General features: G+C 45.0%; 12 protein-coding genes. 3 read left to right on the top strand and 9 right to left on the bottom strand.

Annotated features, from left to right (window positions below):
• The first annotated feature begins 7 nt into the window (after positions 1–7).
• Both glmU and B5D29_RS00115 read left to right on the top strand, forming a co-directional pair.
• The gene (gene glmU / locus B5D29_RS00120) at positions 8–1396 is read left to right on the top strand and encodes a bifunctional UDP-N-acetylglucosamine diphosphorylase/glucosamine-1-phosphate N-acetyltransferase GlmU (protein ID WP_078767549.1); all 1389 of its coding nucleotides are present in this window, start codon (positions 8–10) and stop codon (positions 1394–1396) included.
• Between the two features lie 18 nt (positions 1397–1414).
• The gene (locus tag B5D29_RS00115; RefSeq protein ID WP_078767548.1) at positions 1415–2299 is read left to right on the top strand and encodes a VanW family protein; all 885 of its coding nucleotides are present in this window, start codon (positions 1415–1417) and stop codon (positions 2297–2299) included.
• Positions 2300–2366: 67 nt separating this feature from the next.
• On the opposite strand, the gene B5D29_RS00110 is transcribed toward B5D29_RS00115, so the two are convergent.
• The gene (locus B5D29_RS00110; RefSeq protein ID WP_078767547.1) at positions 2367–3851 is read right to left on the bottom strand and encodes a fibronectin type III domain-containing protein; all 1485 of its coding nucleotides are present in this window, start codon (positions 3849–3851) and stop codon (positions 2367–2369) included.
• Between the two features lie 170 nt (positions 3852–4021).
• Between B5D29_RS00110 and B5D29_RS00105 the strand changes: the two genes are divergently transcribed.
• Positions 4022–4882, top strand: a complete 861-nt coding sequence (locus tag B5D29_RS00105; RefSeq protein ID WP_078767546.1) for an NAD(P)/FAD-dependent oxidoreductase — start codon at positions 4022–4024, stop codon at positions 4880–4882.
• Positions 4883–4942: 60 nt separating this feature from the next.
• On the opposite strand, the gene B5D29_RS00100 is transcribed toward B5D29_RS00105, so the two are convergent.
• The 8 genes from B5D29_RS00100 to B5D29_RS00065 form a co-directional block, all read right to left on the bottom strand.
• Complete coding sequence (locus B5D29_RS00100) at positions 4943–6166, bottom strand: aspartate-alanine antiporter-like transporter (protein ID WP_078767545.1); 1224 nt, start codon at positions 6164–6166, stop codon at positions 4943–4945.
• 116 nt (positions 6167–6282) lie between these two features.
• Positions 6283–7887 (bottom strand): FAD-dependent oxidoreductase, encoded by a 1605-nt coding sequence (locus B5D29_RS00095; RefSeq protein ID WP_078767544.1) that lies wholly within the window; start codon positions 7885–7887, stop codon positions 6283–6285.
• A gap of 13 nt (positions 7888–7900) precedes the next feature.
• Complete coding sequence (locus B5D29_RS00090) at positions 7901–8578, bottom strand: 4Fe-4S dicluster domain-containing protein (protein ID WP_078767543.1); 678 nt, start codon at positions 8576–8578, stop codon at positions 7901–7903.
• Positions 8579–8598: 20 nt separating this feature from the next.
• Positions 8599–9426, bottom strand: coding sequence for an FAD/NAD(P)-binding protein (locus tag B5D29_RS00085; protein WP_078767542.1), 828 nt, complete (start codon positions 9424–9426; stop codon positions 8599–8601).
• On the bottom strand, positions 9426–10445 hold the full coding sequence (locus B5D29_RS00080) for a 4Fe-4S dicluster domain-containing protein (RefSeq protein ID WP_078767541.1): 1020 nt from the start codon (positions 10443–10445) through the stop codon (positions 9426–9428). Before B5D29_RS00080 ends, B5D29_RS00085 begins: the two co-directional genes overlap by 1 nt.
• Positions 10445–11425: a 4Fe-4S dicluster domain-containing protein gene (locus B5D29_RS00075; protein ID WP_078767540.1), complete on the bottom strand. Its 981-nt coding sequence runs from the start codon at positions 11423–11425 to the stop codon at positions 10445–10447. The genes B5D29_RS00080 and B5D29_RS00075 overlap by 1 nt, the downstream gene beginning before the upstream one ends.
• On the bottom strand, positions 11410–11853 hold the full coding sequence (locus B5D29_RS00070) for a hydrogenase iron-sulfur subunit (protein WP_078767539.1): 444 nt from the start codon (positions 11851–11853) through the stop codon (positions 11410–11412). Before B5D29_RS00070 ends, B5D29_RS00075 begins: the two co-directional genes overlap by 16 nt.
• Positions 11844–13838 carry a CoB--CoM heterodisulfide reductase iron-sulfur subunit A family protein gene (locus B5D29_RS00065; protein ID WP_078767538.1) on the bottom strand — a complete coding sequence of 665 codons (1995 nt, stop codon included), beginning with the start codon at positions 13836–13838 and terminating at the stop codon, positions 11844–11846. The genes B5D29_RS00070 and B5D29_RS00065 overlap by 10 nt, the downstream gene beginning before the upstream one ends.
• Positions 13839–13850: the final 12 nt, after the last annotated feature.

Genomic DNA, 13850 nt, shown 5'->3' with positions numbered 1-13850 from the left:
AGATTATATGAAGTGTGCAATCATACTTGCAGGCGGCAAGGGAACAAGAATGAAAACGGACGCACCAAAAGTTATGTGCGAAGTTATTTTTGAACCTATGATTAAATATGTTGTTGACGCTGTAAAGGAGGCAGGCGCAGAAGATGTCTGCGTTATCACAGGATACAGACACGACATTGTTGAGGGCTGGCTTGCAAACTACGACAGCAACATCAAAACAGCACTTCAAGAGCCACAGCTCGGCACGGGACATGCTGTTATGCAGGCAAGAGAATTTATCTCTGCCCACAAGGACGACGACATTTTGATTCTCAACGGTGACGGTCCGCTTATGGATGCCGAAACAATGAACAAGGCATACGAATACCACAAGGAGAACGGCAACGCAATCACCCTTATTTCCGCAATTGTTGAGGACACAAACGGAATCGGTCACATCAAGCGTGACGAAAACGGTGTGCTTGAGCGTATCATCGAGCACAAAGACGCAAATGAGGAGCAGAAAAAAATCAACGAATCGAATGCGGGAACATATTGGTTCAAGGGAAACGAACTCCTCTATGCGCTTGACCACATTACAAACGAAAACGCACAAAACGAATACTATCTCACAGACAGCCTTGAAATCCTCATCAAAAAGGGCGAGAACGCAGGCGCATACATCTGCGAGAACAACGAAACCGTTTTGGGCGCAAACGACAGAAAACAGCTCAACATTCTCAACAACATTATGAGAAGAAACATCAACGACAATCATATGACAAACGGTGTTGACATTCCTTGCACAGACGGTATTATGATTGGCAAGGATGTAAAAATCGGCTCATCAACAAGAATTTTGCCAAACACAATCATCATCGGCAACACTGTAATCGGTGACAACTGTGTTATCGGTCCGAACACTTGGATTGACAATTCAACAATCGGCAACGAGGTTGTTCTTGACAACTGCAAAATCACTGATTCTGCAATTGAGGACGGTGTTGACTGCGGTCCGTTTGTTAAGGTAAGAGCAAACAGCGTGCTCAAAAAAGGCGTGCACATCGGCAACTTTGTTGAAGTTAAAAACTCTGTTGTCGGCGAGGGCACAAAGAGTGCTCACCTCACCTACATTGGCGACAGTGATGTGGGAAGCAATGTAAACTTCGGATGTGGAACGGTAACCTGCAACTATGACGGCAAGGTTAAATCAAGATGCGAAATCGGTGACGGTGCGTTCATCGGTTGCAACACAAACCTTATCGCTCCTGTTAAGGTGGGCGAAATGGCATACATTGCGGCAGGCTCAACAATCACCGACAACATCCCTGACGAAGCACTTTCTATTGCAAGGGCAAGACAAGTGAACAAAGAGGGCTGGGTAGCCGAGAAAAAGCCATACAAAAATCAGAAATAAATAAAAGGCACATTTGTGATGAAGAAGAAAAGAAACAAAAATATAATTGCGGTTTTGCTTATATTAACCATTATCATCTGCACAGTAACAGGCTGTACGGCAGGCGGTGACAAGGAAGAGGAAACAAGCGAAACCACAACCGAAACTACAACCAAGCCGACCACAACAGAGGACTTGGAAACAACATTTAAAGAAAGCGACACGATGAAAGTCTATCCGGGCTTGTCAAAAGACAGCGAGGGCGACTATCCGTATGAGCTTGCTACATACACCTCATATTATCGTTCAAGTGACGAAACAAGAACGGCAAATCTCAAAGCAGCAGTCAGCAAGCTGAACAACATCAAAATTCCTGATGATGCGGTGTTCTCATTCAACCAAACTGTCGGCAAGCGAACAATCACGGCAGGCTACGAAACCGCAAAGGTCATCAACGGAGGCGAATTTGTTGACGGTCTTGGCGGTGGCGTTTGTCAAGTCAGCTCCACCCTGTTTGAGTGCGTGCTCCGTGCGAATGTTGAAATTGTGTACAGAACAAATCATTCGCTTGAAATCGGATATGTTCCGCTCGGCGGAGATGCCACGGTGCAATGGAACAGCAAGGACTTCAAGTTCAAAAACACTCTTGGATGCGATGTCAGAATAAAGATGACTTGCGAGGGCGGAAAGCTCACTTGCAAGCTCTACGGCAAGAAAGATGTTAAGCCGAACAATGTGAAAATCAACATCAAAAAAGACGGCGACCAATACATCCTTACAAGAACGGTTGACGGCAAGCAAAACTACCGAACCGTCAGCAAATACAGCAAGCCGAAGCCAAAGCCAACCACAACCAAAAAGAGTGACAAGAACAAGAAAGACAAAAAAGGACAAAGACAAAAAAGGCAAGAAAACCACAACTAAAAAGTCATAAAAATGAGCAGGCAAGGAATGAATCCTTACCTGCTCTTATATTTATAATAGGTATATATTATTTAGAAGTCTTTGCTTTGATATTTGACCATGGGCCGTAATATGTTTTGCCTCCTGCCTTTTTATAGGCTCTGATTCGTACATAATACTTTCTGCCCTTGGTGAAGTTTTTGCCTGTGTAGGTAACCTTTGACCTGCCTCTTGTAGTTGTCTTTGCAACAACTTTCTTGAACTTCTTGTCCTTTGCCCAATAAATTTGATAGCCTGTTGCAGAAGTTGAGCACTTGTTCCACTTTGCCTTAATCTTGTGACCTTTAAGTGCAGTGAGGCTTGTGAGCTTAACCTTTGCAGGAGTGTAGTTCTTGGTTGTGGTTGTTGGAGCAGTTGTTGTGATATTAGAGTTATCATTCGGCATATTGTTGAAAACAGGAATGTAAAATGTGTGAGCACTGTTCAAAAGTCCTGCCTTTGCATATCCGCTGTAAAGATGATAGCCCTCACTTGCCGCACCGCTGACATTTGTCATATATTCATGTCTGTACAAACTGCCCGACTGTGAATTGACATTGTACTTTTGCAAATACATTGTGAACTGATATGTAAGATAACCGTTTGCAATGTACTTTGCACCATTATAAATAGCCTTATTAGGGTCTGTCCACGGTCTGCCGTAATTGCCCATATATGTTGTATTTACATCCGATTTGAGAATGTAGCCGATTTCCTTATCGTCATATTTTCCGTTGTCAAGTTCATCATAGAGTGTAACTCTGTAATAGTCACCCTCTTCTTTGATATATGCCATTCGCTGACCGTTTGAAACTGTGACAATCGGTTTAGCCGTGGCATTTGCACCGTCAAAAAGCACGGTGTCCTTGTTTGCTTTTAAAAATCCTGCCGCCCAAGCAAGACCGTCCATAGCGGTTGTGTAAGCACCGATATTAAAATAGTTATAAATGCCTTTGAACGGCTCTTTTTTTCCGCAAACAGCAGTTGCTGTATTTTCTGTTCTACCATTTTCCTGACGGATTTTTGCAGCGATATAGTTTGCACTCAAATTTGTGTCGTTTGAAGCCTTAATCATTGCATCGGCATATGTATTCACTTCTGTGACCGTTTTGCTGACACCTTGAGTGTCAAAATAATTTATCTTGCTGTTTGCCATCCAAGTGTTTTTGAGAATAGCGTTTACACTTGAAACAGACTGAACTGCATCGCTCTTTCTGATGCTTTCAAACTGGAAAACATATTTTTCATTGAGCCAATTACGAGGGTCGAGATAAGCTCGAAGATTTTCCTCCGTTGTAGGTGTTCCCGACAATTCGCCTTTGACAGCATCATCAAAATCAAGCCCTGTTTTAAATGCAACAAACTTCCAATTTGGGTGAGCCTTTTGCAAGGTCGCCAAATCCTCAATATACGACTCTGGAAAACCCTGTGCTCTCAAATTATCTTCAACTGTTCCTGCCTGAACGGTTATTCCGACAGCGACGCTTGAAACAAGCATTACAGCCGACATCACAAGCGAAATAAACTTTTTCATTTTGTACCTCCTGTGTGAAGCATTCAAATTATTACAATTTGTAACTTTCTGCATATATATTATCACAAATTGTAAAAAAAGGCAACATACTAAATTTTGTTATCAATGGAAATTAAATTCAAGATGTGGTATAATAAATATTATATAAATATTATAAAGGAAGTGACGCTATGTTTGATGTTGCAATCATCGGCAGTGGACCTGCGGGAATTTCATCGGCAATCAACTGCAAAATCAGGAACAAATCCATTGTGCTGTTCGGTCAAAACGAGCTTTCGCACAAGGTAGAAATATCGGAAAAAATCAACAACTATCCGGGTTTGCCAAATATTTCGGGCAAAGAACTGAACGCAAAAATGCGTGAACATCTCGACTCAATGGGGATTGAAATCACCGAGGAACGAATCACGGGTATATATAATATGAAAGACAAATTCACCCTGCTTGCAAACCGCAAAATGTTTGAAGCAAGGTCTGTTATTCTATGCCTCGGCGCTGAAACAATCAAGCCGTTGCCGAAGGAACGAGAACTTCTCGGCAGGGGCGTGAGCTACTGCGCAACCTGTGACGGAATGTTGTACAAAGACAAAAAAATCGCCGTGTTCTGCGACAATGCAGACGGCGAGGAAGAAGTTGAATATTTGAGCGACCTTGCAAGTGAGGTCTACTATTCGCACAAGTTCACATCGAAAATTGACAAGGCGAATGTTACGCATCTTAAATCAATAATTACTGCGGTTATCGGTGACAGCAAGGTATCGGGCATTGAGCTTGCAGACGGCACAAATCTTGATGTTGACGGCGTATTTTTCATCAAACAGGCTGTTTCTGCGGATGTTCTGCTGAACAAACTCGAGGTGCAAAACGGCAGTATTGTTGTGGACAAAAATATGAAAACGAGCATTGACGGATGCTTTGCCGCAGGCGACTGCACAGGCACTCCGTACCAAATTGCAAAGGCGGTCGGCGAGGGAAACATTGCCGCCCACAGTGCCGTGAAATACTTGAGTGAATTAGACAAGCTCTCCTAAAAAACGAATAATTCAAAAACGCTTCGTCCGTGAAATGCGGAACGAAGCGTCTTTTTTATATCAACAGAACATAATAATCAATTTTGATGCGATTACTACGCTGATGAGGGCAACAGGATAGGTTGCCGCATAAGCCGAAGCAACATCCTCCGAGCCTGCAACGCTGATGAGCGTGCCGAGCGCCGGGGTACTTGTCATACCGCCGGTGATTGAGCCGAGGTTGTTGAGAAGTGGCATTTTGAGAACGAATTTTGCAAACACATAGCCGATGACCATCGGAACGAGTGTGAGCAACGCACCGTAGAGGAAGTACACAGGCTCAAAATACTGCACGAATTTTGCACCGCCCGATACACCTGCACCTATAAGGAACATCATAAGTCCGAGTTCTCTTAATGTGCGGAGAACCGACTGCTCCGGCATAATGCTGATTTTTCCTATTCTGCCGAAGTGACCGAACACGAGGGCAACCAAAATGCAACCGCCCGTTGTGGTAAGCGAAAAGCCCTTGAGCTTGATTGAGCCGAGCATAACGCCCAAAATCGCTGCAAGCGAAAACGGAGTAAAGCCGAGTTCGTCAAGCAAAACAAGTTTTTTGTCGTCGCTCTTTTTTGACGATTCGCTTGCCTCAACAGAGATTTTTTTGAGTTCCTCTGCCATATCTGCCTTTGTGATTTTCGGAATAATCTGAACGAAAAGAACAACGCCGATTACACCGAAAAGGTAAGCTATTGCATAGCCAGCCGAAACAGCGTCCTCGTAGTGAGCGCCCATTTCGGCAACCGCCTCTTTTGAAGCGGAGAATGCCGGGGTTGAAGTCAACGCACCCGCAAACAAGCCGACCATAGTTGACTTGAAAGTTTCGTGGTCAACAGATGTGAGCTTGCCGCCGATGAGCACGCAAAGTGCACACACAAGCGAAGCGGAAGCAATAATCACAATTCCTAAAAGAACATAGGACTTAAAATTCTTTTTCATATTTCTGAAAAACTTTGGTCCTGCGATGAAGCCGACCGAAGTGACAAAGAAAATAAGTCCGAGATTTTCTATAATTTTAAGAGCTTCTTTGGTGAACGAAACTGCCTCATCGCCCACCATAAGCTGGTCATCAAGAACAGGGAACAAAAACGCACCGAACAGCAGGGCAACAATGAACACGCCTGCTGTGCCGAGATTTACTCCCTTAATGGTAATTCTGCCGAGAGTGTAGCCAACTGCCGCAATAGCCAGCACACTAAAGGTTAAAAACGCTACGCCCGTAACGGACACAATACCGAAATCCATAATTTCTCCTTATAATTAACAATATAGTATATCATCTAACGCACTCTATATAGTTGACAAACCGAATAAATAGGCTCTCCTCAAAACAAACAAGGAGAGCCTTGTTCAGTTAATACTTATTTGTTATTTACTTTGCGAGTATAGTCCGGGAGAAGCTTTGGTGAAACAGTTTCTGTTTCAATGCCTGCGTCCTTGATTTCTGCTTCAAAGCTGTCAACATGAGAAAGAGTGAGATCTGCAACATCAACGCTCTTTGACTTTTCGGAAGCGTGTTTACCTGCGTTTCTGCCGAATACGATAACATCAAGAAGTGAGTTGCCCATAAGTCGGTTTCTGCCGTGGATACCGCCGACAGCTTCACCGGCAACATAGAGGTTTTCAACCTCTGTCATACCGTCAGCCTTGATGTCAAGACCGCCGTTTTGATAGTGAAGGGTCGGATAAACGAGAATAGGCTCTTTGCGAATATCGATTCCGTACTTGCCGAACATTCTCATCATGGCAGGAATTCTCTTTTCGATTGTGCCCTCGCCACCCTTGAGTTCAATCATAGGGGTATCGAGCCAAACGCCCACGCCGTCATCTGTGTGAACACCGTTGCCGTTTGTTGAGCACTCACGAATGATAGAAGCCGCAGAAACATCACGGGTTTCAAGCGGGTGCATAAATACTTCGCCGTTTACATTGACAAGTTTTGCACCGAGAGAACGAACCTTTTCTGTTACGAGTGCACCGAAAATCTGTTCAGGATAAGCAGCACCCGTTGGGTGATACTGAAGTGTGTCGGCATAAAGAAGCTTTGCGCCTGCACGATAGCCGAGAACAAGGCCGTCGGCTGTTGCACCGTAGTGGTTTGAAGTTGGGAAGCCCTGATAGTGAAGTCTGCCTGCACCGCCTGTTGCGATGATGACAGTCTTTGCCTTTGCAATGAGGATTTCGTCTGTTTCCATATTAAGAAGAACAGCACCGGCAACCTTGCCCTCTGTGTCCTTGATAAGTTCAATAGCCGCCGTAAAGTCAACAACAGGAATTTGTCTGTTTTGAACTTCATCACGGAGAGTTCTCATAATTTCCGCACCCGAATAGTCCTTTGCGGCGTGCATTCTCTTGCGTGATGTACCGCCGCCGTGGGTGGTAATCATTGTGCCGTCAGGAGCTTTATCAAACTCAACGCCGAGGTCGTTAAGCCACTGAATAGCCTCGGGAGCATCGTTTACAAGTTTGTAAAGAAGTTCAGGCTTTGCGGCAAAGTGACCGCCGCCGAAAGCGTCGATATAGTGCTGTGCAGGGGAGTCGTTTTCCTTGTCGGCAGCCTGAATACCGCCCTCTGCCATCATTGTGTTTGCATCGCCGATACGGAGCTTTGTAACAATCATACAAGAAGCGCCGTTGTTGTCTGCCTCAATCGCAGCCGATGCACCTGCACCGCCGCCGCCGATGATGAGAACATCAACATCATAGTCAACCTTGTCAAGATTGATGTCCTTTGTGTTGATTCTGCTGTGAGCCTGAAGCAAATCCGCAAGCTCAAGAGGCACTTTTTCGCCCTTATTCGGACCGATTTGAAGTGTTGCAAATTGGTCTTGCTTATAGTCCGGGTGATAGGTTGCAAGGAGGGTGTCCTTTTCCTCCGCAGTCATACGGCGAGGTTCAAGTGCGGCATTTTCCGCTCTGTTTGCCGCAACCTTTTTCATAGATTCCTGCATTTCTTTGTTGTACATTTCGGTCGCCTCCTTACTTCTCAATCTCTCTGTTATTATAGAGTTCTTTCATTTCTTCAATCGGCTTTTGCATAAGATTTTGGAGAAGCTCCTCAAATGTGCCGTCCTTGATTTCCTGAACTCTGTTGGTCAAGTGCTTGCTTTCCGGAGCAAGATACTTGCCGTTGATTCTTCTTGCCAAAAGTGCAACCTGCGGATGAGAAATACCGGCAGGGCAACGAGATGAGCACACGCCGCACATAACGCAGTCGAAGCTCTCCTCTGCACACTTTTCAAACTCGCCACGCTGTGCATATGCAATGTACTGCATAACATTGAGCCCCTGTGTGCACGCATTTGTGCAGGCATTACAGCCTACGCAAGCGTAAATCTCGGGATAAAGTTGCATCATAATAGATTCGTTTGTGCTGATTTTTTCAATATCATAAGGCTCTTTTACAAGAGGGAAGAACGGCAAAGTTGCAATGTACATTCCGTCCTCAACCTGTGTTTGACAAGCAAGGCAAGCCTTTAAGTCCTTGTCGCCCGCAACTCTGTAGATTGTTGCGCAAGCACCGCAAAAGCCGTTGCGACAGCCACAGCCTCTTTTGAGCTGATAGCCGGCATATTCCATTGCTTTCATTATTGTCAAATTTGACGGCACAGAATATTTCTTGCCGAACAAATATATATTAACCATATTATTTCCCATAATCCAATATCCTCCCAATTTTAGTATTCATCAGGCAATTCATCAAGTTGGTCACAGCGGAACACAGGACCGTCCTTGCAAACATACTTGTCGCCGATGTTGCATCTGCCACACTTGCCTACACCGCACTTCATACGAAGTTCCATTGTGGTATAAACCTGTGTTTTTTCAAAACCGAGTTCAATAAGTCCCTGAAGGGTAAACTTAATCATAATCGGCGGACCGCAGATGACGCAGGTCTTGTTTGTGTCGAAGCCGAGTTCCTTGACATAATTCGGAACAAAGCCCACATGACCGTCCCAGCCCTCTTGCTCACGGTCGATGGTGAGGTAAACATTGATACCGTCCTCTTTGCACCACTCGTCAATGATTTCCTTGTAGTCAACAAGGTCATCCATACTGCGTGAGCCGTAAACAATATCAATTGAGCCGTATTTATCTCTGTTATCTCTACAATAGTTGATTACCGAGCGGAGCGGTGCAAGACCGATACCGCCGGCGATAAAGAGCAAATCTTTGCCTGCAAATTCCGTATCAACAGGGAAGCCGTTGCCGTACGGACCACGGATTGCGATTTCCTGACCGACATCCATCATATGGAGCCAAGATGTGAGGCAACCGCATTTTTTGATACTGAATTCCATAAATTCTTCGTTTGTAGGTGAAGATGTGATTGAGAACATACCCTCGCCTGCACCCGGAATAGAAAGCATTGCGCACTGACCCGGAATGTGTTCAAACACTTTTCCGCCCTCAAGTGCGTTCACTCTGAAGGTTTTTACATCGGGTGTGTCCTGACGAATCTCTGTAACAACACCGATGTGAGGAATTAAAGTTTCACTGTTCATTATGCTTCAACCTCCAATGCTTTTTCTACCTTAACGATATTCATCGAAATAGGGCACTTGGCAATACATCTGCCGCAACCTACGCAACCGAAAATACCGTCGTTGTTATCCGGATAATACACAAGTTTGTGCATAAATCTTTGACGGAAACGCTCAAGCTGTGATGTTCTCGGATTGCCGTGAGCCATTTTTGTAAAATCGCTGTACATACAGCTGTCCCAACATCTGAACTTCTTTACTCCGTTGCCGGTGTCGAATTCTCTGATGTCGTAGCACTGACAGGTTGGACACACAAAGGTGCAAGTTCCGCAACCGATACAGCTCTCGGAAAGTCCTGCCCATTTTTCATTTTTAAAATGAGCCAAAAGGTCGCTTTGCTTCATACCCTCAAACGATGTGTTTGCAAGCGGAAGCTTTGACATAACCGTTTTAACCGCACTTTTAACTTCTTCAACAGGAGCAGTGTCCGCATCTTCAAGCACAGTGCCTAATTTTGCAATAAGAGCCTCGCCCTTTTCGGTTTTGGCATCCATATAAAGAGTGTCGCCGTGCTTCCAAGCGGTGATGTCGCCGTTCGGGTCGGAAGCGTCAATGCCGAAAGCGTTGCAGAAGCAAGTTTCTTCAGGGCGGTTGCACGCAAGTGAAATAATTGTTGCGTGACTTCTTCTGTTCTTATAATATGTATCAATCGGGTCAACAAGGAACACTCTGTCGAGAATGTCAAACGCTCTGACATCGCATCCTCTTACGCCGAATACCACAAAATCCTCGCACTCTTTACGAGTGTCCTTGATTTCGAGCTTCAAGCCGTTCATACGAATGTCGTACAAATTCTCGGTCTGCGGGAAGAAGAAATCCTTTGCAGAACGGTTTGTGTTGTACTTTTCGGTAAGTGTCATACCGTCCTCGTACTTTGCAAACTCTGCAATGTCGCCCTTGTCGGTCGGGATATAGAGTGCCTCGTTTTCTGCGATAGCCTTAAAAAGAGAGTCGATTTGTGACATAGAAATCTTTTTCATTACTTTTGTCCTCCTCTCTCATAAACAACGCTCGGCTCGCAATCGTCAAAATCAAAGTTAACAAGCGGATAACGGCTGTCTGCGTCCTCGCCTGCCTGATACTCACCGTAAAGTTCGTTGGCATCCTTGATGAATTTGCGATTGAGAAGATGAAGCGGAATATTTTGAGGGCAAACTCTTGAACATTCGCCGCAATCGGTACATCTGCCGGCAACATGGAATGCACGGATAATGTGGAAATTGCTCTCCTCAAAACTTGTTTGAGCCGCCTTTTGAGCAACGCCGGAATTGTCGTTGTCAAACACGCACTTTTCGCATGTGCAGGCAGGGCAAACATTTCTGCAAGCGTTACATCTGATACACTTTGAAAGTTCGTTTTGCCAGAATTCAAAGCGCTCGTCAGGTGTCATAGCCTCAAGTTCGGCAACCTGGTCAAAGCGGTTAGAATCGAGAACTTCGCCGTTTTCGCCGATAAGTTCATCATAAATTACGATTTTCTTGCTCTTGCAGGAAAGGCAACGCTCTGCCATAACCTCAAACTTCTTGAAAGTCTTTTTGTCACCGTAAATTGTTTCAACAACGATTGAATCACCAGCTTCCGTAATATCCGAAATACCGCTGAGTCCCGTTGCTTTAATCTTGTTTATATCGGTCTTGCCAAAACATTCAATGCCGACAATGTAGACTTTTTCACGGTCTACTCTATGCTCCTTGATGAGCTGTTGGAGGCTGTAAGAATCGCAAGGTTTTACAAAAATTGCGATTTTACCCTCGCCTTTTCTTGTTTGCTTTACAAGATATTTTGAAAGGTTAGCACCCGAAAATGTGTTGTAAACAAATTCACGGTCAACCTCGTCTGCCGAAGTGAACACGCCCGGAGTGAGGTCGTACTTAAATTCGCCGACTTTCCAGCCGAGAACACGGTCAACAGTACCGTTTTGGAGGAGTTCCTTTGCTTTTGCAATTATTTGTTCTTGCATCTCAAATCCTCCAATCTCTTATTTTCGCCAAGCTCATAGATAGTTTCCACAAAGCTGTTCATAGTTTCCGCAAACTTTTGACCCTCTGCGGCGGATACCCATTCAACACGGGTTCTGCCCTTTTCGATGCCGAGATAATCAAGCATTGAGAAAAGGAGAGTCATTCTGCGTCGTGCATAATAGTTACCTGTTGTGTAATGGCAGTCACCCGGGTGACAACCGCACATAATTACACCGTCTGCGCCTCTTTGGAACGCACGGAGAATAAACATAGGGTTTACTCTGCATGAGCAAGGCACACGGATGATTTTTACATCGGCAGGATAGTTAAGTCTGTTTGTACCTGCCAAGTCAGCCCCTGCATATGAGCACCAGTTACAGCAGAAGGCTACAATTTTTGGCTTGAATTCATTATTCTCTATTTGCATATTGCATCTACCTCCGCCATAATTTGCTTGTTAGAAAATCCGTTGAGGTCCATTGCGCCTGACGGACAAGCAACCGTACAAGCACCGCAACCCTGACAAACAGCCGGATTTACGCTTGCAACTCGTCTGATTTGAGTTGTTCTGTCAGGCATACGGAATTCTTTTTCATGATATGTAATTGCGCCGTAAGGGCAAACCTTTTCGCAAGATGAACAGCCGTTGCACATCATCTCGTCACTGTGGGCAACACAAGGGTTGCAAGTGAGTTTATCTTTTACAAGAAGTCCGATAACCTTTGCCGCACAAGCCGAAGCCTGCGATACGGTTTCGGGAATATCCTTTGGACCTTGGCACATACCCGAAAGGAACACACCTGCTGTAGGTGATTCTACGGGACGGAGTTTTGGGTGAGCCTCTGTGAAGAAATCGTTTGTATCCATTGAAGCCGTAAGCATTGTTGCAAGAGGTCTTGCGCTCTTTGACGGTTCAATAGCCGCCGCAAGAACAACCATATCCGCATCAATGTGAAGCTGTTTGTTATTGAGCAAATCAGAAGCCTGAACCTTGAGCTTTTTGCCGTCCGGTACAACCTTGCCAACCATACCTTTTACATAGTGAACACCGTATTCTTCAACCGCTCTGCGATAAAATTCGTCAAAATTCTTGCCCGGAGTACGAACATCGATGTAGAACACATAAACATCAGTGTCAGGATATTTTTCACGGGTGAGCATTGCGTGCTTTGCGGTGTACATACAGCAAACCTTTGAGCAATACGGCTTGCCCTTGGGGTCTGTTTCGGCACAACGGGAGCCGACGCACTGAACAAATACGATAGTATGCGGATGCTCATGGTCGGACGGACGGAGAAGTGTGCCGTTTGTAGGACCTGCCGCATTCATAAGTCTTTCGTATTCAAGAGAAGTTACAACATCAGGCGACTGATTGTATGCAAACTCGTCAAACTTATCAACCTTAATCGGTTCAAAGCCTGTTGCAACAACGATTGCACCGTACTGTGCGTCAACAAATTCGTCCTTTGCATCATAGTTGATAGCCTTTGCCTCACAAACTGTTGAGCAAAGTCCGCACTTGCCGGTTTTCATCTTGATACAATAATTAGGATCGATAGTTGCAACCTTCGGTACAGCCTGTGCAAACGGAATATAGATTGCACTGCGGTTATCCATACCGAGATTAAACTCGTTAGGCACTTTCTTCATAGGGCATTTTTCGGTGCAAAGTCCGCAACCTGTGCAAATGTCCTCATTTACAAATCTTGCCTTACGCTTAATCTTAACATTGAAGTTGCCGACGAAGCCTTTGACTTCTTCAACCTCGCTGTAAGAATAAATCTTGATTTTTTCCTGCTGTGCCGCCTCAACCATTTTTGGGGTCAAGATACAAGCCGCACAGTCGAGAGTCGGGAAAGTCTTGTCTATCTGTGCCATTTTGCCGCCGATAGTAGGTGACTTTTCAACAATATCAACTTCAAAGCCTGCCTCGGCAATGTCAAGTGCGGTTTGAATACCCGCAATACCGCCACCGATGACAAGTGCACGCTTTGTAACAGGGCTTTCGCCTGCAACAAGCGGAGTGTTGAGCTGAACCTTTGCAATAGCGGTTCTGCCCAAGATAACAGCCTTTTCGGTTGCCGTTGCCATATCTTTGTGAATCCACGAGCACTGCTCACGAATGTTTGCAATCTCAACCATATACGGATTAAGACCAACCGAAGCAGCAGCCTTGCGGAATGTATTTTCGTGCATACGAGGTGAGCAAGAGCAGATTACAACGCCTGTAAGGTTATATTCCTTGATAGCGTCCTTAACCATATTTTGTCCTGCCTCGGAGCACATATATTGATAATCGGTGGAGTAAACTACGCCCGGCTCGTTCTTCAAAGTTTCTGCAACCTTATGAACATCAACCGTACCGGCGATATTGCTACCGCACCAACAAACGAATACGCCTATTCTGTGCATATTTTTCTACTC

It is taken from the genome of Eubacterium coprostanoligenes (assembly GCF_900167205.1).
GTDB lineage: Bacteria > Bacillota > Clostridia > Oscillospirales > Acutalibacteraceae > Eubacterium_R > Eubacterium_R coprostanoligenes.
The sequence above is the reverse complement of the archived record's forward strand: the minus strand, read 5'-3'. Positions and strand labels throughout refer to the sequence as shown.

Coding starts and splice junctions, on each gene's coding strand:
- B5D29_RS00075 (WP_078767540.1), bottom strand. CDS start 11,425: ATGCAAGAACAAATAATTGCAAAAGCAAAGGAACTCCTCCAAAACGGT.
- B5D29_RS00105 (WP_078767546.1), top strand. CDS start 4,022: ATGTTTGATGTTGCAATCATCGGCAGTGGACCTGCGGGAATTTCATCG.
- B5D29_RS00100 (WP_078767545.1), bottom strand. CDS start 6,166: ATGGATTTCGGTATTGTGTCCGTTACGGGCGTAGCGTTTTTAACCTTT.
- B5D29_RS00095 (WP_078767544.1), bottom strand. CDS start 7,887: ATGTACAACAAAGAAATGCAGGAATCTATGAAAAAGGTTGCGGCAAAC.
- glmU (WP_078767549.1), top strand. CDS start 8: ATGAAGTGTGCAATCATACTTGCAGGCGGCAAGGGAACAAGAATGAAA.
- B5D29_RS00110 (WP_078767547.1), bottom strand. CDS start 3,851: ATGAAAAAGTTTATTTCGCTTGTGATGTCGGCTGTAATGCTTGTTTCA.
- B5D29_RS00070 (WP_078767539.1), bottom strand. CDS start 11,853: ATGCAAATAGAGAATAATGAATTCAAGCCAAAAATTGTAGCCTTCTGC.
- B5D29_RS00085 (WP_078767542.1), bottom strand. CDS start 9,426: ATGAACAGTGAAACTTTAATTCCTCACATCGGTGTTGTTACAGAGATT.
- B5D29_RS00080 (WP_078767541.1), bottom strand. CDS start 10,445: ATGAAAAAGATTTCTATGTCACAAATCGACTCTCTTTTTAAGGCTATC.
- B5D29_RS00090 (WP_078767543.1), bottom strand. CDS start 8,578: ATGGGAAATAATATGGTTAATATATATTTGTTCGGCAAGAAATATTCT.
- B5D29_RS00115 (WP_078767548.1), top strand. CDS start 1,415: ATGAAGAAGAAAAGAAACAAAAATATAATTGCGGTTTTGCTTATATTA.
- B5D29_RS00065 (WP_078767538.1), bottom strand. CDS start 13,838: ATGCACAGAATAGGCGTATTCGTTTGTTGGTGCGGTAGCAATATCGCC.